This window comes from Streptococcus acidominimus, assembly GCF_001921825.1.
In the GTDB taxonomy this organism is placed as follows: Bacteria; Bacillota; Bacilli; order Lactobacillales; family Streptococcaceae; genus Streptococcus; species Streptococcus acidominimus.
In genome coordinates, this window is the sequence record NZ_MSJL01000006.1 from 48,642 (window position 1) to 70,449 (window position 21,808).

The following is a 21,808-nucleotide window of genomic DNA, read 5'->3' on the forward strand; positions in this document are numbered from 1 at the left end:
TATTTTATGGAGTAGTACATTTTCAAATTTTACTTCTATCTTTAATAGCATTTTCTGGTTTCGTCAGACCTTGGTTTTAGGAGTAGGAGCTGATTTTTGAGGTGGCTGACAGTCCAAACGTGAACACATGCCTGTGTTTTATTTGGTCTTTTTATGAATAAATGAAAGCGTTATACTAGGATTATACATAAGCTATCAGGAGGAGCTATTATGGCAAAAGTGAATGAAATTACAAGAGAATCATGGATTTTGAGTACATTCCCAGAGTGGGGGACATGGCTCAATGAAGAGATCGAAGAAGAAGTGGTTCCAGAAGGGAACTTTTCAATGTGGTGGCTGGGTAATTGTGGTATCTGGCTTAAGACACCGGGCGGGGCTAATATTGTTATGGATCTTTGGTCAGCGCGTGGTAAGTCAACGAAGAAAGTAAAAGACATGGTTCGCGGACACCAAATGGCGAATATGGCAGGCGTTCGTAAACTCCAACCAAACTTGCGCGTGCAGCCAATGGTTATTGATCCATTTGCCATCAATGAATTGGACTACTATCTTGTGTCTCACTTCCATAGTGACCATATTGACATCAATACGGCAGCAGCTATTGTGAACAATCCTAAATTAGACCATGTGAAATTTGTCGGACCTTACGAGTGTGGCGAAATCTGGAAGAAGTGGGGTGTTCCGGAAGAGCGTATTATCATTGTAAAACCAGGTGATAGCTTTGAAATCAAGGATATGACGGTTCATGCGGTAGAATCTTTTGACCGTACGTGCTTGGTGACCCTTCCAGTAGAAGGTGCAGATGCCCAAGATGGTGAATTGGCTGGACTTGCGGTGACAGATGAAGAAATGGCGCGCAAGGCTGTAAACTACGTCTTTGAGACACCGGGTGGAACAGTATACCATGGTGCGGACTCTCACTTCTCAAACTACTTTGCTAAACATGGACGTGACTTTAAGATTGATGTTGCCTTGAACAACTATGGTGAGAACCCACTTGGAATCCAAGACAAGATGACGTCAATTGACCTTCTTCGCATGGCTGAAAATCTTCGTGCTAAGGTTATCATCCCAGTTCACTATGACATCTGGTCAAACTTTATGGCTTCAACTGATGAAATCCTAGAATTGTGGAAGATGAGAAAAGAACGTCTGCAATACCAATTCCACCCATTCATCTGGGAAGTTGGTGGTAAGTACACCTATCCAATGGATCAAGATCGTATTGAATACCATCACCCACGCGGATTTGACGATTGCTTCTTAGAAGATTCTAACATTCAGTTCAAAGCCTTGCTGTAAGAGCAGGAGTGACTTAGTAGGCACAGTCATCACTAATCGATAAATAAAAGGGATTGGAAGTCTGTTATCGACCTCCAATCCTTTTTTTGATTTCTGAAGCAGGATTGAGCCTAGAAAGCAAGAGGAGAGGCGGTTTATTGTATTTTTTCTGTGTCATCCACACTACATAAGGAGTAAAAGAAGGCTAAAGATGATATTGCACAAATACCCATCCATTATGATGAGCTAATCAATGGGCAGATAGGTAGTTGTTGACAATTCAGTATTCATTAGGTTGATATTGATACCTCCAGAAAAGTAATAAGAAGCATTTGTATTAGGTCGAGCATACCAAAAAGTTTTTGTTTGATTATGAGGATTTCTATTTTAGAAACGCCACCCTGTCCCCGTACAGTAGAAGAAGGAGTAATAATGGCACTTGGATTTTTGTGTTAGCCTAGTAAAGGAAGAAAGTGATGGAAAGACAATTGGTAGCAAATTATATGTTTTATATTGATACTCTTTTATGTTTGATATAATGATATTAGAAATCAAGGATTTTGAAAGGAGTTTCAATGAAAAAACAGCTATTCTTTGACCATTTAAAAAAATTACTTGCCTTTCACTTAGGAGAGCAATGTGGAACTATTAAATGTATAACCTTTGTTGAGAAAGGGAATCATTGCTTTATCACCATTGAGGATCATATCATCGAAACCTTAGTCATATTATCAAATTGGTTGAGTAAGGAAGGGGTTGTATTTTTCTGTGGTCTCATTTATGAAGAAAAAGAACTTGTCGGAGTGCAAGTATGTATAGAGAATGAGGAGTTAGAGAAATTGAATACTCGTGTATTTTAGTCAAAGATGGTCTCATGGCTTTGGTTAGAACCCTGTCTTTTTAAGACTTATCCTGATGTAGTATAGGTGGAATCGGCAAAGAATTTATGGGTTTTTAGTTTCATAAAGTATCACTTGGCGAGTGGAACAATCCTTATACCGAGACTTTCCGCAGTGATAAAAATGCCTGAAATAAATGTTTTTTAGGCATTTGGAAACTTCAAAAGTTTAACAAAAAATATTAGGTACAGCACGGAAATCGTTACAGCTTGCTGTCATGTAAGGAAAGTCTCTAAAAGAAATTTTATTCAAAAACCCTAGAAGCAGTTCACTGAACTGCTTCTAGGGTTTTTCGTCGTATTAATCCCTAATCATGCTCGGTTGGGGGGATTTATGGGCGAAGGTTTTTCCACTTCCAGTTTTGGACTTCGGGAATATCGTCCCCGTGTTCACGGATGTAGTCCTTGTGGTAGGCAAGGGTTTGGTCCATCTTTTCGGCAAATGCTTGTGCTTCTTGTCCGAGTGTAGCAAGGGCGGCATCTTGGGCGAGGTGGAAGCGGTCTAGTTCAGACATGACACGCATATCAAATGGTGTAGTGATGTCCCCGTTTTCACGGTAGCCATGGACATGGAGCTTGTGGTTGTGACGTCTGAAGAAGATGTCGCGGATCATTCCTTCATAAGCATGGAAAGCAAAGATAACAGGTTTGTCTTTTGTAAATACGCTATCGAACTCTTGGTCGGACAGTCCGCGGGGGTCCACATCTGGATGGCGAAGTTTCAAGATGTCTACGACATTGACAAAGCGAATCTTTAAGTCAGGGAAGGCCTTGTGGAGGATTGAAATCGCAGCTAAGGCTTCCAAGTTTGGCTCAGTTCCTGCGGCAGCAAATACTACATCAGGTTCTCCATTAGCAGGAACAGTCGATGCCCAATCAATGACCTTATATCCTTTTTCAACCAATTCCTCTGCTTCAGTGATGGAGTAGAACTGCGGACGTGGGTGTTTTGAAGTGATGATTAGATTGATGACATCCTCTTCCTTGAAAGCCTTATTCATGACAGCCAAGAGGCTGTTGGTATCCGCGGGAAGATACTCACGGATGTACTCAGGTGTTTTTTCAGATAGGTGGGTAAGGATGCCCGGGTCTTGGTGGGTGTAGCCGTTATGGTCCTGTTGGAATACGGTTGAGGTCGCAATCAAGTTGAGGGCAGGGTAGTTCTTCCGCCAGCTAGTATGTGTTTTTGATTTACGCAGCCATTTGAAGTGCTGGGTAATCATGGTATCGACTACCCGTAGGAATGATTCATACGAAGCGAAGAATCCGTGGCGGCCGGTCAAGACATAGCCTTCTAAAAGACCCTCTGCTTGGTGCTCTGATAGTTGCGAGTCAATGACGCGACCAACCGGGCTAAGCCATTCGTCGTAATGCTCGTTGCGCCGACCAAGCCATTGGCGATTGGTTTTTGTAAAGACAGCGTTTAAACGGTTGGATTTGGTTTCATCTGGCCCAAAGATACGGAAGTTATCCGGATTTGCCTCCACCAAGTCCGCAACGTATTTACCAAATTCAATCATGTCTTGTGCAAGGATGTCACCGGGTGTTTTGATATCAAAGGCGTGTTTTTTCCAGTCAGCTGTATCCATTGGCTTGATAACACCTGCATTGGTGATTGGGTTCATCGACATGCGGCGTTGACCTTTAGGTGCGATTTCTGCAATTTCTGGGAACAATCGACCATTTTCATCAAACAACTCTTGAGGACGGTAGCTTTGAAGCCAGTCAAGGAGGGCGTCAAGGTGCTCCATGTGGTGGGCGTCTACTGGGATAGGAACTTGGTGAGCTCGGAATCCACCCTCAATTGGGAGTCCTTCCCAAGTCTTAGGACCCGTCCATCCTTTTGGAATCCGGGCAACAATCACCGGCCAAGCAGGCATACTTGCTTCTTCAGCTGAACCTTTACGCGCCTTTTCTTGAAGAGCTTGAATCATTTCAATAGCGCGATCAAGTGTTTGAGCCATTGCCTGATGTGCTACTGTAAGGCTTGAACTTGTAACGTCAACAAAGAGGGGATTCCAGCCTAGTCCCTTGAAGAATTGAGCCAACTCTTCATCAGTCTTTCGTTCTAAGATCGTAGGATTGTGGATTTTTCCACCGTTGAGGTACAGAATTGGCAAGACGGCTCCGTCGTTTACTGGATTGATAAAGGTATTGGCAAACCAGCCCGCCATCAAGGGGCCTGTCTCTGCCTCTCCATCTCCGATCACCGTTGCTGCGATAATGTTTGGATTATCCAAGACAGCTCCTGCGGCGTGTGATAGGGCATAGCCAAGTTCTCCTCCCTCATGGATGGAGCCGGGTGTTTCAGGAGCGGCATGAGAGGCAATGCCTCCCGGGAATGAGAAGATTTTACATAGTTTTTGGAAGCCTTCTTCTGTTTGTGGAATATCAGGGTTAAGCTCTGTGTAGCTGCCATCAAGATAGGCGTTTGCGACCATGACTTGCCCACCATGACCGGGTCCTTCAATGTAAAACATATCCAAATCGTACTTGTTGATGGCACGATTGAGGTGGGCGTAAATGAAATTTTGCCCCGGGACAGTTCCCCAGTGGCCAATTGGGTGAGCCTTCAAATCATTCTCGACAACTGCGCGTCTGAGCAGAGGGTTGTCTTTCAAATACATTTGAGCGGCTGAGATATAGTTAGCAGCCCGCCACCAAGCGTCAACCTTAGCAAGATATTCTGGTGAATCAAATAGTTGTGTCATGATTCAATCTCCTTTATCGATTATTGTGTTTTATTTCACATATTCACTATATCATCTTATGTAAGCCCTGTCAAAACTTGAAAAATCTGTTGAAAACAAATAGAAAAGAAATAGAAACAGCAAGCTCTGACTGATATTTTTTTGAAAATTACCGATATAATATCAATACTTCCACATTAATCTGGAAGTAAGTTGACTTTAATAATAAAAACGCTTACATTATAATGATACATGTAACAGGGAGGTCCAGATTGAATCCTAGACAAATCAATATTCTGAGAGATCTCATAGCTGCCAAGAATTATGTAACAGCACAAGAGCTTTCCTCTAAATACGCTGTTTCAACCAAAACAGCCTATGCGGATCTACAAATGGTGAATGAAGAACTGTCATCTTTTGGTGTTACGATAGAAAAAACGCCACGTCGTGGCATCCGATTGCAGGTTAAACAAAATGAAAAGAGAAAAATTCTAGCCTTAGTTGAGCAATGTAACTATGATGTGCTGGACGAAGATTCTCAATTTCATAGAGAGTGCGACCTGTTAAAAGAGTTAATTTTAGGCAGTGGCACAATCGATGTGTTGGACTGGTCTGTGAGCCACTTTATCAGCGAGGCTTCGATTCGTAGAGATTTAGAGCGACTGGAACAGCGTTTCAGCTCCTATCAGGTATCGCTACTAAAGAAGAGTGGTCGTGTTTCCTTGGTTGGCCAAGAAGAGAATGTTAGGAAGTTCTTCCGAGACTTTATCATTCGGCATTTTGACTTGACCAGCCTACAATATGAGGAAGGTTTAGCTCGCTTTTTCTCTCCTGACTTGATCAGGAATGTTGTGGAAAGTGTTCAAAGATCGTCTCATTTCTATCATTTTAGAACATCTGAACAATATCGGGTCTATCTGGTCTTAGATTTGCTCATTAGTTCTAAGCGCTACCTTCAAGGAAATTCGATTGTAGAGCCAGATGTGGGCGTCGGTGTTGAAAATCTCCAACAATATGAGGTCTATATCATTGCTGGAGAGTTGCTCAGTCAGGCGACTGGTATTGCGATGAATCTGATTACAGACGCAGAAGTTCGTGCGATCTGTTATACGCTCCTATCAGTGGGATATGAGACGGAGATGGTGCAGCAGTCGGAGTTTCGAAATACAGTTGAGCAGTTTATTGCAAGAGTATCGGAGTTGACCGGTGTTGACTTTCGGTCTGATGGGCATCTCTTTCAAATGTTAGTGAACCATACGCAGCCGATGATTTATCGCTTAAAGAGTGGGATTAACATTAAAAATCAGATTACAGAAAATATAAAGACGAGGTATAGTGCGCTCTATTATATTGTCTGGTTAGCCTCAAAGTCCTTATCCGAGAAGTATGCAGTCGAATTTTTTGACGCAGAGATTGCTTTTCTGACCATCTATTTTGAGATTTCGGTTGAGAAGATGACAACGCCTCTGACCATTTATGTGATTTGTCCGCATGGTCTAGCGACTTCAGAGTTGGTGATGAGTTCCTTACGCCGTACGATTTCCGATTTTGATCATCTGGTTAACATGGATATGCGGGAATTGACAGAAGAAAAGCTTGAGCAGGCGGATTTGATTATCAGCTCCATCCACTTAGAGCAATTTGCGGTCGATTATATCCAAGTTAGCCCGATCGTGACAGATGAGGAATTAGCCATCATTCAACAGGCCTACACGAGTTTGACCAAAGGAAATCGGAATATGCTGTCTGTGATTCATGACAACACGAGTTTTTCAAAATCGGTGATTCGGGATTTGTTACAAACCAATATCTTACTTCATCAGTCCTGTTCATCTGCTGAAGAGTGTATTCGGAAAATGGTTGGGAAAACCTCATTGAGAAATCAGCGGAACAAACGGTTTTTAGAATCAGTCTTGGCTAGGGAGAAGTTAGGGAGTACCAGTGTCTACACAGGGATTGCCCTGCCTCATGCAGATCCGGCATTTGTTGCAGAATCACAGCTGGTCATCATGACCCTTGATAAGCCTATCCTCTGGGGTCAAAACATGGTCAAGGTGGTGGTTCTCATCGCCATTGCAGAAAAAGATGAGGAACTGTATAAGAAAGCACTGATTAGTTTATATTCAAAAATTGATCGTACTAGCTATATTGATACCTTACATTCGATTGAGGATCAGGCTGATTTTATCGATTGTTTGTAGGAATTAGAAAAAAGGAGACGGTTACAATGGCGGAAGCTATTACATTATCGGATTATCTGAATGAGTCCTTAATTTTTACACAAAAACGCTATTCTTCCAATAAGGAACTGTTCGCAGAAGTGTCAGCGGTCGCCTTGGAGAAAGGATATGTACGGGAAGACTTCCTCGAACGCGTAGAACAACGCGAGGAGATGTTCCCGACGGGTATTCAGCTGGAACAGTTTGGGGTGGCAATTCCACATACAGATGCAGAATGTGTCTATAAGGAGTTTGTGGCAGTCATCACCAATACAGAACCAGTCTCGTTTAAAAGCATGGAAGATTTGAGCCAGACAGTTGCAGCTGACATTGTGTTTGTTCTGGGCTTGAACCAAGCCCATGCTCAATTAGAAATGCTTCAATCGTTAATGGGGCTCCTCCAAAATGCAGAGGTGTTAGCCCAACTCTTAGCTGCCAAAACAAAAGAGCAGCTGTTGACCATCATAAAAAATAATTATTTATAGCCGTTTCGTTTATCTTTTATTATTTTGTTAACGTGTCTTATGTACTTGAGTTCAGCCTAATACTCTTTGCAAATCAACAGGAGGCTTTGTCAGCTTGTCTTGATGAGTGAAAAACTCCACTACCTGAGACTTTTGAAGAAAACTTCGTTTTCTTCATTTCCCCCCTCGACCAGTCTCTCCCCAGACTGTTTGAGTTAGTATTAAAAGTAAATGAAACGACTATATAACCTATAAAGGAGAACAACTTATGGCTAAATTAAAAGTATTGGTTGCATGTGGTGCAGGAATCGCTACATCAACAGTGGTAATGAAACGTGTAGAGGATTTGTTTAAATCCAACAATATTGATGTTGATATTCTTCAAATCAAAATTGCAGAAGCAAAGGCAAGAGAAGCAGATGCAGATCTGTTGATTACCACCACTCTTCTTCCGGGTGAATTTAGTATTCCTGCAATCAAAGCAATGGGGTATCTAACTGGTATCAATGCAGACAAAGTAGACGAGCAAGTCTTGGAGGCTGCACGCTCAATTTTAGGATAAAAGGAAAAAGGAGAAGAAACAATGAGTGCTATCAATGACGTTGTTCAGTATATTCTCGGCTTAGGAGCATCTGTGATGCTTCCCATCATGTTGACAATTGTCGGCTTGATTTTCAGGCTACCATTTGGAAAATCCCTCAAGTCGGGTTTGACGGTAGGGATTGGTTTCATTGGGATTAACCTTGTAATCGGTATGTTGTCTAGTAACTTAGGTCCTGCAGCCCAAGCAATGGTTGAGAACTTTGGTGTATCGTTGAATATTATTGATACTGGTTGGCCTTCAGCAGCGGCAGCAGCATGGGCAGCTCCAGTTTCTGCGATTATGATCCCCATCTGTGTGGTGGTGAACCTGATCATGTTGTTCACTAAGACGACCAAGACCCTTGATATTGACCTATGGAACTACTGGCACTTTATCGCTGCTGCTGCAACGGGTTATATCGTAACAGGTGGGAATTGGTGGTTCTCAATCCTGTGTGGTGTCCTGTATGAAATCGCCTGCTTACTGATTGCAGACTGGACAGCTCCGATGGTTGAAAAATTCTATGGACTAGAAGGTGTCAGCCTTCCAACTGGTTCTACGGACGCCTTTGGCTTGATCGGTATTCCTGTGGGGATACTGGTGGGTAAAATTCCTGGTTTAAATAAGCTTGACGTTAGTGCAGACACCATCCAAGAAAAATTTGGCATCTTTGGTGAGCCAATGATGATGGGGATTATTATCGGTGCTGCTATTGCAGCTCTTGGAGGATATGATGCTGGTGGCATTATTACAATGGGGATCAACATGGGAGCGGTGATGTTCTTGATGCCTCGGATGGTTAAAATCTTGATGGAAGGCTTGATTCCAATTTCAGAGGCGGCGCGTGACTTCTTGCAAAAACGTAATGGTAATAGCGACCGTACCATTTATCTTGGTATGGATGCTGCCCTGACAACTGGTCATCCTGCTAACCTTGCAACTGGCTTGCTCCTTGTCCCAATTACGTTGTTGATTGCGATTATCCTACCGGGCAACAAGGTTCTTCCATTTGGTGACTTGGCAACCATTCCTTTCTATGTATCACTCATCGTAGCCAACCGTAAAGGTAATATCATTCAGTCTGTGATTACAGGTGCTATCGTTATTACATTTGCCCTTTACATGGCGACAAACTTTGCACCAGAACATACAGAAATGATGCGTGGCGTATACGAATTTCCAGAAGGAGCCACTCTTGTCTCCAGCCTTGATATGGGCGGGAACGTCCTTAACTGGCTAATCTTGAAATTCGCCCAACTATTCTCTGGAATATAAGATACAAGGGCGTAAAGAGCAAAGTAAAAATAGGAGATTGACGATGTGTTCGATGAACACAAGGCAATCTATACCTAAAGGTAGCCACACCTGTAAGCAACTAAAGTTGCAACAGTTGCGTCTCTTTTTTACACAGCTCTTAGCCCGCGTTCAGTTACATAAGATACGAGCCCGTAAAAAACTCATAGCGAAAATAGGAAATCTGACGAAGGGTCATCAGACCCTAGGAAGATTTATACCTAAAGGTAGCCACAGCTGTAACTAGCTAAAGCTAGAACACCTGCGTCCCCCTAAAGGGAGCCATACTTGACACGAGTTGCACTCGTTCTATCTCTAACCTTCAACAGTCTATTCCTAGACTGTTGAAGCAACTAAAGTTGCAATAGTTGCGTCTCTTTTTTACACAGTGCTTAGCTCGAGTTCAATTACATCAAGATATAAGAGCGTTAAAAAAGCGACGGACCCCCTGTGGAAAATTAGGAACTAAAAGTATCGTTTTGATTTGTAAAGAGGATAAGATGTTGATTTTATAGAAGATCTATTACAGGTCTTAAAGGGAAAGGCGGAAAATAATGAAAGCAGCATTGCTGACAGAATTAAACCATTTTGAAATCCGTGAAATGGATAAGCCGACGCCACAGTCACATGAGGTTTTAGTGAAAGTCAAAGCTGCAGGTATCTGCGGCTCTGATATTCACAAGATGCAAAGTGAGTGGAAGTATGATTTACCCATGGTCATGGGGCATGAATTTTCAGGTCAAGTAGAGGCAGTAGGAGCAGAGGTAGAGCAGGTATCAGTTGGCGATCGTGTTGCGATTGTGCCTTTCTTACCTTGTAACAACTGTATCTACTGTCGTGAAGGCAAATACCAACTTTGTGAAGACTATCGGATGATAGGGTCTCACTATTACGGTGGCTTTGAAGAGTACGTTGTTGTACCAGAGACGAATGTCTTGAATATTGGAGAAAAAATCTCTTATGAAGAGGCGGCAATGATTGAACCGTTGGCGGTAGCAGCTCACGGGGTCATGGGCTTGAATCCACAAGTTGGGGATCAAGTGGCAGTCTTTGGCTTAGGTACGATTGGTATTCTAAGTGTTCAGTGGCTTCGCCTAGCGGGTGTCAAGCGAATTATTGGAATTGATATTGACCCGAATAAGCTAGAGGAATCTAAAAAATACGGGGTAACAGATACAATCAATCCCTTAGAGGAATCACTGGAGCAAGCTGTTGCAAGATTGACCGATGGTTTGGGGGTTGATATTGCCTTAGAATGTGCAGGTTCTAAGGTAACAGAAGAACAGTGCCTTTTAATTACTAGGAAAGGTGGACAGATTGGCTACCAAGGAATCGCCTATACAGATGTATTGCTGCGTCAGCGTGCCTTTGAGAATATCTTTAGACGGGAATATACGGTCAAAGGGTTTTGGAATTCCTACTCTGCACCATTCCCTGGTAAAGAGTGGACCCACTCTGTCGCCTTTATTGAGGCAGGTAAAATAAAATTGAAAGAGATGATTTCCCATCGATTCTCGCTTGATGAGATTCAGCAGGCTTTCAATCTAACAGTGAATCGGGAGGCATCATATAATAAAGTGATGATTTTCCCAGAAAGTGACAAGTAGGGAGGTAAACATGACTATTCCAGTTAAAATGAAAGGGGTTTTTAAAACAGAGCCCGGCTATGATAAAATGGATCTCCTAGAACTGGATGTACCCAAAGCGGAAGGAGATAAGGTACTCATTAAGGTTGCGTTTACAGGTATTTGTGGATCAGATATTCATACTTTTAAAGGTGAGTACAATAACCCTGCAACACCGGTCGTTCTCGGACATGAATTTTCCGGGCAAGTGGTAGCAGTCGGTGAAGATGTCAAGAAGGTCAAGGTAGGGGATCGCGTGACAAGCGAAACAACCTTTGAAACAAGTACCGATATTTACACACATGATCGGCTCTATAACTTAGCAATGAAGCGCAAGGGAATTGGGACACAGCAGAATGGTTCTATGGCAAAGTATGTCTTGACCCGTGAAGAAAGTGTTCATATCTTGCCACCTTCTCTTAGCTATGAGGGAGCAGCTATGACGGAACCTCTAGCTTGTTGTGTACATGCTATGTACCAAAAGAGCCAGCTTAGCCTCCATGATAAGATTATCATCATGGGACCTGGTCCAATTGGTTTATTCTTGCTACAAATTGCTAAGGACATCGGCGCCTTTGTCATCATGACAGGGATTACCCAAGATGCAGAGCGATTAGCCTTTGCCAAAGAATTGGGAGCTGATGTAGTCGTTGATACACAAAGGGAAGACTTGGCTGCGATTGTCCACCAATATACAGACGGCTATGGTGTCGATAAGGCCTATGATGCCTCGGGAGCTACTCCAGCAGTCAACCAAGTATTGCCACTCATCAAGAAGCGCGGTCGCTTTGTTCAAGTAGGGCTGTTCGCGAAGAAGTACATTGAATTGGATACAGAATCCATCATTCAACGTGAAATTGAGTATGTGGGTTGCCGCTCACAAAATCCCTTTGACTGGCCAATTGCGCTCCACCTTCTAAACAAAGGAGCAGTCAATATAAGCAAGATGATTACGCAAAAATTCTCACTCGAGGAATGGCGACAAGCATTTGAATCCGTCATGGGTGGAAAAGAATTCAAAGTGATGATAGAATCAAACCCAGGAGAGTTTTAAATAAGATACAAGGGCGTAAAACAACTCCTAGACAAAATAGGCGGCCGAACAGAAGCGGTTCGCTTCGTCGTGAGACCCCCACAAGGGCAACTAGATTGGCGTATAAGCGCCAATCAGATGCCTACTGTGATGTTGTCTAGGGTTCCTCAACTTTCTGACTATGCTTTGTCAGCGAGTTGTAGCCCGCGTTCAGTTAGACAAGATATAAGGGCGTTTGACACGAGCATTGCTCGTTTTATCTCCAACCTTCCACAGTCTATTCCTAGACTGTGGAAGCGAGCAAAGCAAAAATAGGAGTTTTGACGCAGAACTATTAGACGAGAGTTTGCTCCGCAAACTTCCATTTATCACCTCCAGAGGTATACCATACCTCTGGAGCTAGGAAAAAATATCCCTAAAGGTAGCCACACCTGTGAGCAGCTAAAGTTGCAACAGTTGCGTCTCTTTTTTGCACAGCTCGTAGTTCGAGTTCAATTCCACAAGATATAAGGGCGTTTGATACGAGCGTTGTTCGTTTTATCTCCAACCTTCCACCGTCTATCCCCAGACTGTGGACATGAGCAAAGCAACTTGTATCTGTGACCAGCTAAAACTGGAAGGGCTACGTCTCTTTTTAAAAAGTGCCTAGTCCGAACTCAATTACCAAAGTATATGGTCTCTGTAACCTTTCAGATATTAACCGTTACTGTCATATCCATAGAACAAGCAAAGTTTTTCAAGCTAGGCGAAAAATGATTGCCGTACAGTGATTACCATAGGATTTGGACTAGAGGCTATATTAAAAAGCAGTGACGCAGAGTGCAAGAAGTATCTTGAATGGAGGATTGAACTGTAAGTTAGGCTTTCATGGATAAGCGGGGACAGAATGCTCCTCGCTTCTTCTGTAAAAATAAGTCCAAATGTTGAACGTATTGTAACAACGAAAACGCTTTATGCTATAATAGAACTAGAATAACTTTTTAAGAGGAGAAAGATATGTCACACTTATCAGTTAATGCGATTCGTTTCCTTGGAGTAGACGCCATTGAAAAATCGAAATCAGGTCACCCGGGAGCGGTCATGGGGCAAGCTCCAATGGCTTATAGCCTATTTACCAAACACATGCGCTTGAATCCAGCTCATCCACGCTGGGTCAACCGTGACCGTTTTGTCTTATCTGCAGGGCATGGTTCGATGTTGCTATATGCTCTTTTGCACCTGTCAGGTTTTGAAGAGGTCAGCATAGATGAAATCAAGAACTTCCGCCAATGGGGTTCAAAAACACCAGGTCACCCTGAGTTCGGTCATACTGCCGGTGTAGATGTGACGACAGGTCCTCTTGGTCAAGGGATTTCAACTGCGGTTGGTTTGGCTCAAGCAGAACGATTTATGGCTGCTAAATACAATAAGGAAGGCTATCCAATTTTTGACCACTATACCTATGTTATCTGTGGTGACGGAGATTTGATGGAGGGCGTTTCTGCTGAAGCTGCTTCTTATGCTGGTCTTCAACAATTGGACAAATTGATTGTCTTGTACGATTCAAACGATATCTGTTTGGATGGTGGAACAGAAGATGCTCTAACAGAAGATGTCCGTGCTCGCTATGAAGCCTACGGCTGGCATACTGCCCTTGTTTCTGATGGAACAGATGTGGCAGCGATTGATCAAGCTATCCAAGCTGCAAAAGTTGCAGGAAAACCGTCCCTTATTGAAATCAAAACAGTCATTGGTCATGGTTCTCCAAATAAACAAGGCACCAATGCTGTTCACGGTGCACCATTAGGCGCAGAAGAGGCAGAAGCAACTCGCAAGGCTTTGGACTGGTCTTATGCCCCATTTGAAGTTCCAGCAGAAGTATATGCAGACTTTAAAGAGCATGTGACAGATCGTGGACAGGCAGCTTACGCGGCTTGGGAAAAACTTGTGGCAGATTATAAAGAAGCATATCCAGAGTTGGCAGCAGAAGTGAGCGCGGTCTTAGAAGGGCGTGATGCAGTTGAGTTGAAACCAAGTGATCTCCCAATGCCAGAGACAGGTTTCTCACAGGCAACTCGTAACTCTAGTCAGGATGCAATCAATGCAGCAGCTGCGGTTCTCCCTCATTTCTTTGGCGGTTCTGCAGACTTGTCTCATTCCAACATGACTTTCATTCAGGGTGAGGGCTTGCAAGATGCAGCTCATCCATTGAATCGGAATATCCAATTTGGTGTGCGCGAATTTGCCATGGGAACGATTTTGAACGGATTGGCTCTCCACAGTAACATTCGTGTATACGGTGGTACTTTCATGGTCTTCTCTGACTATGTGAAAGCGGCGATTCGCTTGTCTGCCCTTCAAGGACTTCCAGTGACCTATGTCTTTACCCATGATTCAATTGCAGTTGGTGAAGATGGTCCTACCCATGAACCGATTGAACATTTAGCAGGTCTTCGTGCAATGCCAAATGTGACAGTTTTCCGTCCAGCAGATGCTCGTGAAACGCAAGCTGCTTGGTATTTGTCCCTAACAAGCCCATCAACACCATCTGTTTTAGCCTTGACTCGTCAAAACTTAACCGTAGAAGAGGGAACAGATTTTGACAAGGTTGCTAAAGGAGCGTATGTAGTCTATGAAGAAGCAGGATTTGATACCATTCTTCTTGCGTCTGGTTCAGAAGTGAACTTGGCAGTGACAGCAGCTAAGCAACTAGCGACAGAGGGGATCAAGGTTCGCGTGGTCAGCGTGCCATCAATGGAACTCTTTGAGGCTCAGGATGCAGCTTATAAGGAAGAAATCTTGCCAAACGCAATCCGTCGTCGTGTAGCCATTGAAATGGCTGCGACACAAAGCTGGTACAAATATGTCGGCTTAGACGGTGCGGTACTTGGTATCGATACTTTTGGAGCCTCTGCACCAGCAGCTAAAGTTATCGAAGAATATGGCTTTACTGTTGAAAACATAGTGAATATCGTCAAAGGATTGTAAGAGAGATTTCAAATAGCCGATAGAGAAAGATAGCCGAAAGGCTGTCTTTTTTGTCAAAATCATTCAATAACTTTCACAACATGATAAAATAGAAGAAAGTAATTTCAAAAACTATCAGGACTCACTTATGGACAATTCCTGCAGGAGCTGTAAAAAATGGTGTCCTTAACTTTAAAGCGCTTCCGTTTTATAATGAACATGTAATATTCAAGAAAAACCAAACAGATACTAGGCGATGAAATCGCAGATAGCATCCCGTTCCTTCTAGTTTTAAGGGAACAAGCTGAAAACTTCCACAGGAGCTTTAGCCGCATTCTTGCCAAAGTATGTTTTGATTTTTGATGAGTATAAAAACAACGGAGGTTGAAAAAGATGTCAGATTGGTTAGCTATTCGCGACAAGGTATATGTCGTGACAGGTGGTAGCTCTGGGATTGGGCTTGCGATTGTGAAAGGCTTGCTAAAGCAAGGTGCTAAGGTGGCAAACTTTGACATTCGTGATTCAGATGTGAGCCATGAGAACCTGCTCTTTGTCGAAACTAATGTGACCAGCCATCAGGCGGTCAAGGAAGCAGTTGCTAAAGTGGTGGAGCACTTTGGTACTGTGGATGGCTTGGTCAATAACGCAGGTATCAATATTCCAAGTTTGCTGGTTGATGTGGTAGAAGAAGCTGGACAGTATGAGCTGAATGAAGAAAAATTTGACAAGATGGTCAATATCAATTTCAAGGGGCTCTTTTTCGTATCGCAAGAGGTCGCTCGGATCCTTGCGGCGAAGAAATCAGGCGCTATTATTAACATGGCTTCAGAAGCCGGCTTAGAAGGTAGTGAAGGGCAAAGTATCTATGCTGCGACCAAAGGAGCGGTCTATTCTCTCACCCGTTCATGGGCGAAAGAACTTGCCAAACATGGCATTCGCGTGATCGGCATTGCTCCAGGAATCATGGAAGCAACTGGACTTCGTACCTTGGCTTATGAAGAAGCCCTTGCCTATACACGTGGAAAAACTGTTGAGGAACTACGCGCAGGTTACAATAATACAAGCACGATTCCATTGGGGCGCAGTGGTCGTTTGAGCGAAGTCGCAGACTTGGTTTGTTACTACCTATCTGATCGTGCAAGCTATATCACAGGTATCACCACAAATGTAGCAGGCGGAAAAACAAGAGGATAACGAGGGATTATGAGTCTAGAATTAAACAAAAAGGCATTGTTATATTATTTATCATCTCATGCAAGTGTCAGCTATGAGGTGTTGAGTGACAGGCTTCAATGTTCTAGACGGACCCTTAAACTCCTGATTGAATCACTTTTATACAGTTATGATCATCTCTTTTCGATACAAGAGATGAATGGGAAACTATCGCTTACGATATACGACGAAGAGGCTTTTAAGGTCTTAGTGACAGAGGATTTGTTGCTGTCTACGGATCTCAATTCTTTCCATAAGCGTCAGGCTATTTTCTTCCAAATCCTCTTAGAAGCCGAGGACTTTCTTTCGGCAGATAAGATAGCGGAGCAGCTAGGGATTAGTCGGCGGAGCCTAACTCGGGACATCAATCGCATGAAAGTTGTCTTAGCGAACTACCAGTTGAGAATTGTGTCCAAATCAGGTGTCGGAATTCAGTTGGTGGGTTCTGAATTGTCCAAGCGTTTGCTCTATCTCTATGAAGTGATGGACTATCTGGAGACCAAGTTAGAACTACCCAAAGAATTGCTGGACACCTATCAGGATTTTGTGTGCCACCATCGTTTTCCGATTGATGTTGAGCGCACCTTTCACTCCACCTTGCTTCTGACGGTTTTACGTCGCAACCATGCCTTGGATGAAAGGGACTTCAGGTGGTTCACCGGCCAGCAGGCTCTGGATCTACCAACTATTTTCTATGATATTTTGTCCTATTTTATGGAAAGACCCTTGACCAAGCTAGAAAAGGAATTTCTAATTTTTCCTATGCAGTTAGGACTGCTTCCAGCAGAAATTGCACGGACAGAGATTCTTAACATGGCAGAGCAGATCCTGCATCAGACAGTGCAAGAGTTTGGCATTACTCTGGATATTCAAGAAAGTGCTCAACTTTTGCAGCGGCACCTAGTTTGCATGCTCAATCGGAGTGTTATGAAATGGCAGTTTGAAGAAGTCAGTCTGAGGGAGCAGTTGATTCAAAGTTCCTTTTCAAAAATCGTATCCCAATTTTTCGTGGATCGGGTGGTAGAAATGACAGGTGTTGCTGTTTCAGAAAAAGAGGTGGTGTTGTTAGCAGCTTGGATGGAATTGCTGACGGCACGCAAGAGCAAGCCCTTGATCGGTCGAGTTGCAGTTATTACCCAGTCGGGGCAGTCGTTCAACTACTTGGTTGAAACCCAGATTCGTCAAATCTTTGGCGAGACTGTACAGCTTGATTTTCTAGATTTTGTCAGCCACTTACCCTATGAGGAGCTAAACAAGCACTATGATTTGATCTTTACCGACAATCTCATGTATAGCCACAATCTCTTTCAGCCCTTCTTGTCCTTGTCGCTTGTGACCAAGGAGAATCAAGCTGAGCGGGAGGCCTTAGAGAGGACTGTATTGGGACGAAAGATTGAGATGTACAGTCAGGTCATCCATGTGCAGTTTGACACCTGTCAAACCTATGAGGACAATCTCGAGCTGTTGCTTGCTGAAATGGAGAAACAGCAGTTAATCTCAAGCGAAGCGGTTCAGAAATTGAAGGATAAGGAGGCTAAAAATCCAGCCATTTCAGAAGACGGCTATGCCTTTCCACACCTGACGGATGCTAGCCTCAATCAATTGATCGTTGTCGTGTCAGAAGATTTTCCATTTACCTTAGAGACCGAGGCTGGACAGCTGATCCACGAGTTCATTTTACTCTTTGTGCCAATGGAGTTGGATGACTTTAATCAGGATTTACTCTTTAAAATCTTTGACAATACCTTCCGCAGGAGTAGTGAAACGCACATTAAGGAACGGTTGGGACTGCTCCATCCGTCTAAAAGGATTGATCTTTGCGGGTAAGAAAGGAGGAAGAATGGATACTTTATATATTTTAGGAGCGGTCGTGATCGTGGCATATCTCTGTCAAATCATCTTGGGATTGCGTCAGATCAAGCATTTCAATCAGACCTATTCAGAGATGAAAAAACTAGGACGTGTCGCCATTGGGCGCAGAAGTGGTCGCATTAAGGCGGGGACCATTGTCCTCTTTGCGATCGATAAAAAAGGACAGGTTCTGGATGCTCGTAGAATGCAGGGTATCACTGTTGCAGCGCGGTTTAAGCAGATGCCAGACTATATAGGGCAAGACCTCCATTATCTGGATAGCTACAATCCCCTTGTACGAAAAGAAAAGAAATTATTGCAAACAGCCATTGAAGATGCGCGAGAAGTATTTGTTCGATCCGAGGTAGGCGACTATCGGGATGTCCCGAAATTTGCGCCAGTCATGGATCTTGGGACTCGTTTAAAAATGCTTCCGGCACGGATCAGGTACCAATTTAAAAAATAATCAAATGAATACGAAGCGAGACAGAGCGATAGACCAGGTAAATACTTTAAGTCCTAAAAGTATGGACTAGCTTTGGAGGCGGGAAATAGAAGTTTGCGAAGCAAACTCTCTCTAAACTCTGCGTCAGATTTCCTAGTTTGCCGTAGCCGTTGCAGGTTATGCCTGCTTTACAGATATGGTATTAACAGCCTAGGAATAGACTGTGGAAGGTTGGAGATAAAACGGGTGTCCTCGTGTCGAACGCCCTCGTATCTTGATGTAATTGAGTTCAGCCTAAAACCTCGGAAAATAGATAAACATTCCTAGAAGCTACGCTTCTTCGTCATGTTTCCTAATTTTCATTCGGTTTTTAAACGGCCTCACATCTTAATGTAATTGAACTCGGGCTAAGCACTGTGCAAAAAAGAGCGATACCTGTTTCAGTTTTAGCTGATGCTGGTTCTTTAGGAAATAGGCTGAAAACCTCCACAGGAGCTTTTCACTCGTCAAAACTCCTATTTTTGCTTTGCTCGCTTAACGCCCTCGTATCTTAACTGAACTCGCCCTAAACTCTGTGCGAAAAAGAGACATACCTGTTTCAGCTTTAGCTGATTACAGGTATGGCTACCTTTAGGTATAAATCTTCATAGAGTCTAATGACTCTTCGTCAGATTTCCTATTTTCGCTTTGAGTTTTTAACGGGCTTTGTATCTTACTTATAGGAGACTATTATGGAATATGTTGTAAAATTTGCGGAAGGGTTTATTAGGCTCTTCCAACTGGGTGGCGACACCTTTATCAGCTGGATGACGGGGATTGTTCCCGTAGTTCTCATGCTTTTGGTGGCTATGAATACGGTCATTGCCCTCTTGGGGGAAGAAAGAGTACACCGTCTAGCCCAAGTTTCTGCAAAAAATCCTCTCACCCGTTACATGATTTTGCCCTTTATTTCAGCTTTCATGCTTGGAAATCCAATGGCAATCAGTATGGGACGGTTCTTGCCTGAGTACTATAAACCAGGTTTTGTCGCAGCGCAGATGCAATTCTGCCATACCTCAAATGGGGTCTTTCCCCACATCAATCCGGGTGAATTATTCGTTTATCTCGGTATTGCTACGGGTATCCAAACGCTTGGTCTTAATCAAACCGAGTTAGCCATTCGCTATCTACTGGTTGGGTTAGTCATGAACTTCATCGGCGGTTGGGTGACAGACTTTACAACTGCCTATGTTGCCAAACAACAAGGTGTTACCCTTAAAAAGACATTTGACTAAGAAAAAGAGGATGAAACAATGACATATAAGAGTATTAAAGTTGTAAAAGGCAGTGGTGGCTACGGAGGTCCGCTAGTGATTACTCCGACAGCAGAAAAACACAAATTCATCTATATTACTGGAGGTGGTGAAAAGCCGGCTATTGTGGATAAAATCGCAGAGTTGACAGGCATGGAGCCAGTCAATGGCTTTAAAACCTCTATTCCAGATGAAGAAATTGCGCTTGCTATCGTAGACTGTGGAGGAACCCTTCGCTGCGGTATTTATCCAAAAAAAGGCATTCCAACTATTAACGTAGTACCAACAGGAAAAAGCGGTCCTCTAGCCCAGTACATCACAGAAGATATCTACGTCTCAAATGTCGATGTCGAGCAAATTAGTTTGGCGGACGGAACAGAAGCTGTTGCAGCACCAGCACAAACTGTTGGGGCGAAAAAGCCAAGCTATGATACTTCTAAAAAGATTACCGAACAACGCGCGGAAACCAGTTTTATCGCCCGTATCGGTATGGGAGCTGGTAAGGTTGTTGCCACCTTTAATCAGGCAGCTCGTGAAGCGATTCAAACCATGCTCAATACCATTTTGCCATTCATGGCTTTCGTATCCCTTCTGATCGGGATTATTCAAGGATCTGGTGTCGGAAACTGGCTTGCCAAACTGATGGTGCCGCTCGCTGGAAACGTGTGGGGCTTGGTCCTTATCGGCTTTATTTGCTCTCTCCCGTTCCTTTCTCCGCTCTTAGGTCCGGGTGCAGTTATCAGTCAAATTATCGGGACCTTGATTGGTGTAGAGATCGGAAAAGGAAATATTCCTCCCCAAATGGCACTCCCAGCCCTCTTTGCTATCAATACCCAAAATGGATGCGACTTTATCCCCGTTGCTCTTGGCTTATCCGAAGCAGAATCGGAAACGGTTGAAGTAGGAGTACCAGCTGTTCTCTACTCTCGTTTCTTGAACGGTGTGCCCCGTGTCATTGTAGCATGGTTAGCAAGTTTCGGTCTGTACAGCTAATGCGCATCAACCATCAATTTTGGCACGTTCCCTCATTGGACTAAGCAGTTGAGAAAAGTGGTTCTGCTCACTATGTCCTGCTTGTCAGTAGGGTGTTAGAGAGTAAGTGTAGATATATTGAAGAAAAATCATCTCCCTTTTATTCGCTAGCTCACTCGACTGCCCTAGTCCGGTATTTCTGAAGTGTGCTGCTCGTACTAAAAGAGATGAAAAGATTAGATAAGATTAGAATAGGAAGATAGATGAATGACAAAAATTTTTGAAACAAAGATTGTAAGTATCGGAGAACAGGCTCCAAACATGATTGAAGAGGCAAATATGCTCATTTTATTCGGAATGGAAGCGCCAGCTGATTTGGCTGATTACTGCTACAAGATTAGTAACAAGGATTTGTCGGGGTCTATCCTCCCAGGTGCATGTTTGGTGGTTGACGGTGTGGAATATCCTGTTACCGCAGTGGGTAATCTTGTTGAACAAAACCTATCTGCTCTTGGACATATCACCATTGCCTTTGACGGCTCCCAAGCAGGATCGCTACCAGGAACTCTGCATGTGGAAGCAGGGCACGTTCCGCCACTTAAAGAAGGCAGTGTGATTAGTATAAGATACGAGGGCGTTTAAAAAGCGACTGAAAAATAGGAAATACGACAACGAAGCTAGAGAGAGTTTGCTCTGCAAACTTCTATTTCCCGCCTCTAAAGGTATCCCATACCTTTAGAGCTAGGAGTATTTATCCCTAAAGGGAGCCACAGCTGTAACTAGCTAAAGCTAGAACACCTGCGTCTCTTTTTTCCGAGCTTTTAGCCTGAGTTCAATTATACAAGACGAGTTAACGAAGTAATAAAAATATAAACTAATACTCAATAAAAAATAATGATACGTGATATAATAGAAATATGAAACCAACAGATTTTAAATTAAGCCCAGCAGACACTGCTCTTCTATCAAAAGCCCTCCAAACAGCTAAAACCAAATCTTTCCAT

At 43.3% G+C, this 21,808-nt stretch carries 16 protein-coding genes; 15 read left to right on the top strand and 1 reads right to left on the bottom strand.

What is annotated here, in order from left to right; genetic code table 11:
* The first annotated feature begins 210 nt into the window (after positions 1 to 210).
* The gene (gene ulaG, locus BU200_RS02195; RefSeq protein WP_075098602.1) at positions 211 to 1,302 is read left to right on the top strand and encodes an L-ascorbate 6-phosphate lactonase; all 1,092 of its coding nucleotides are present in this window, start codon (positions 211 to 213) and stop codon (positions 1,300 to 1,302) included.
* A gap of 554 nt (positions 1,303 to 1,856) precedes the next feature.
* Positions 1,857 to 2,141, top strand: coding sequence for a hypothetical protein (locus tag BU200_RS02200; protein WP_228063970.1), 285 nt, complete (start codon positions 1,857 to 1,859; stop codon positions 2,139 to 2,141).
* 370 nt (positions 2,142 to 2,511) lie between these two features.
* Here the strand turns inward: BU200_RS02200 and BU200_RS02205 are convergent, their stop codons facing one another.
* Positions 2,512 to 4,890, bottom strand: a complete 2,379-nt coding sequence (locus BU200_RS02205; protein WP_075098604.1) for a phosphoketolase family protein — start codon at positions 4,888 to 4,890, stop codon at positions 2,512 to 2,514.
* Positions 4,891 to 5,141: 251 nt separating this feature from the next.
* Between BU200_RS02205 and BU200_RS02210 the strand changes: the two genes are divergently transcribed.
* The 13 genes from BU200_RS02210 to BU200_RS02275 all read left to right on the top strand — a co-directional run bounded on the left by BU200_RS02210 (position 5,142) and on the right by BU200_RS02275 (position 21,446).
* Positions 5,142 to 7,070, top strand: a complete 1,929-nt coding sequence (locus tag BU200_RS02210) for a BglG family transcription antiterminator (protein ID WP_075098605.1) — start codon at positions 5,142 to 5,144, stop codon at positions 7,068 to 7,070.
* Between the two features lie 26 nt (positions 7,071 to 7,096).
* Complete coding sequence (locus tag BU200_RS02215) at positions 7,097 to 7,573, top strand: PTS sugar transporter subunit IIA (RefSeq protein ID WP_075098606.1); 477 nt, start codon at positions 7,097 to 7,099, stop codon at positions 7,571 to 7,573.
* Between the two features lie 247 nt (positions 7,574 to 7,820).
* Complete coding sequence (locus tag BU200_RS02220; RefSeq protein ID WP_075098607.1) at positions 7,821 to 8,114, top strand: PTS sugar transporter subunit IIB; 294 nt, start codon at positions 7,821 to 7,823, stop codon at positions 8,112 to 8,114.
* A gap of 21 nt (positions 8,115 to 8,135) precedes the next feature.
* Complete coding sequence (locus tag BU200_RS02225) at positions 8,136 to 9,410, top strand: PTS galactitol transporter subunit IIC (RefSeq protein WP_075098608.1); 1,275 nt, start codon at positions 8,136 to 8,138, stop codon at positions 9,408 to 9,410.
* Positions 9,411 to 9,982: 572 nt separating this feature from the next.
* Entirely contained in the window at positions 9,983 to 11,035 is a 1,053-nt protein-coding gene (locus BU200_RS02235) for a galactitol-1-phosphate 5-dehydrogenase (RefSeq protein ID WP_075098610.1), read from the top strand.
* Between the two features lie 10 nt (positions 11,036 to 11,045).
* Positions 11,046 to 12,107: a zinc-binding dehydrogenase gene (locus BU200_RS02240; protein WP_075098611.1), complete on the top strand. Its 1,062-nt coding sequence runs from the start codon at positions 11,046 to 11,048 to the stop codon at positions 12,105 to 12,107.
* 975 nt (positions 12,108 to 13,082) lie between these two features.
* Entirely contained in the window at positions 13,083 to 15,053 is a 1,971-nt protein-coding gene (gene tkt, locus BU200_RS02245) for a transketolase (protein ID WP_075098612.1), read from the top strand.
* 372 nt (positions 15,054 to 15,425) lie between these two features.
* Complete coding sequence (locus BU200_RS02250) at positions 15,426 to 16,226, top strand: SDR family oxidoreductase (RefSeq protein ID WP_075098613.1); 801 nt, start codon at positions 15,426 to 15,428, stop codon at positions 16,224 to 16,226.
* A gap of 174 nt (positions 16,227 to 16,400) precedes the next feature.
* The gene (locus tag BU200_RS02255; protein ID WP_211268953.1) at positions 16,401 to 18,071 is read left to right on the top strand and encodes an HTH domain-containing protein; all 1,671 of its coding nucleotides are present in this window, start codon (positions 16,401 to 16,403) and stop codon (positions 18,069 to 18,071) included.
* Between the two features lie 13 nt (positions 18,072 to 18,084).
* On the top strand, positions 18,085 to 18,561 hold the full coding sequence (locus BU200_RS02260; RefSeq protein WP_075098615.1) for a transcriptional regulator GutM: 477 nt from the start codon (positions 18,085 to 18,087) through the stop codon (positions 18,559 to 18,561).
* A 710-nt stretch (positions 18,562 to 19,271) separates the two neighbouring features.
* Positions 19,272 to 19,814 (top strand): PTS glucitol/sorbitol transporter subunit IIC, encoded by a 543-nt coding sequence (gene srlA / locus BU200_RS02265; RefSeq protein WP_075098616.1) that lies wholly within the window; start codon positions 19,272 to 19,274, stop codon positions 19,812 to 19,814.
* A gap of 18 nt (positions 19,815 to 19,832) precedes the next feature.
* Positions 19,833 to 20,825, top strand: a complete 993-nt coding sequence (srlE, locus tag BU200_RS02270) for a PTS glucitol/sorbitol transporter subunit IIB (protein WP_075098617.1) — start codon at positions 19,833 to 19,835, stop codon at positions 20,823 to 20,825.
* A 246-nt stretch (positions 20,826 to 21,071) separates the two neighbouring features.
* Complete coding sequence (locus BU200_RS02275) at positions 21,072 to 21,446, top strand: PTS glucitol/sorbitol transporter subunit IIA (RefSeq protein WP_075098618.1); 375 nt, start codon at positions 21,072 to 21,074, stop codon at positions 21,444 to 21,446.
* Positions 21,447 to 21,808: the final 362 nt, after the last annotated feature.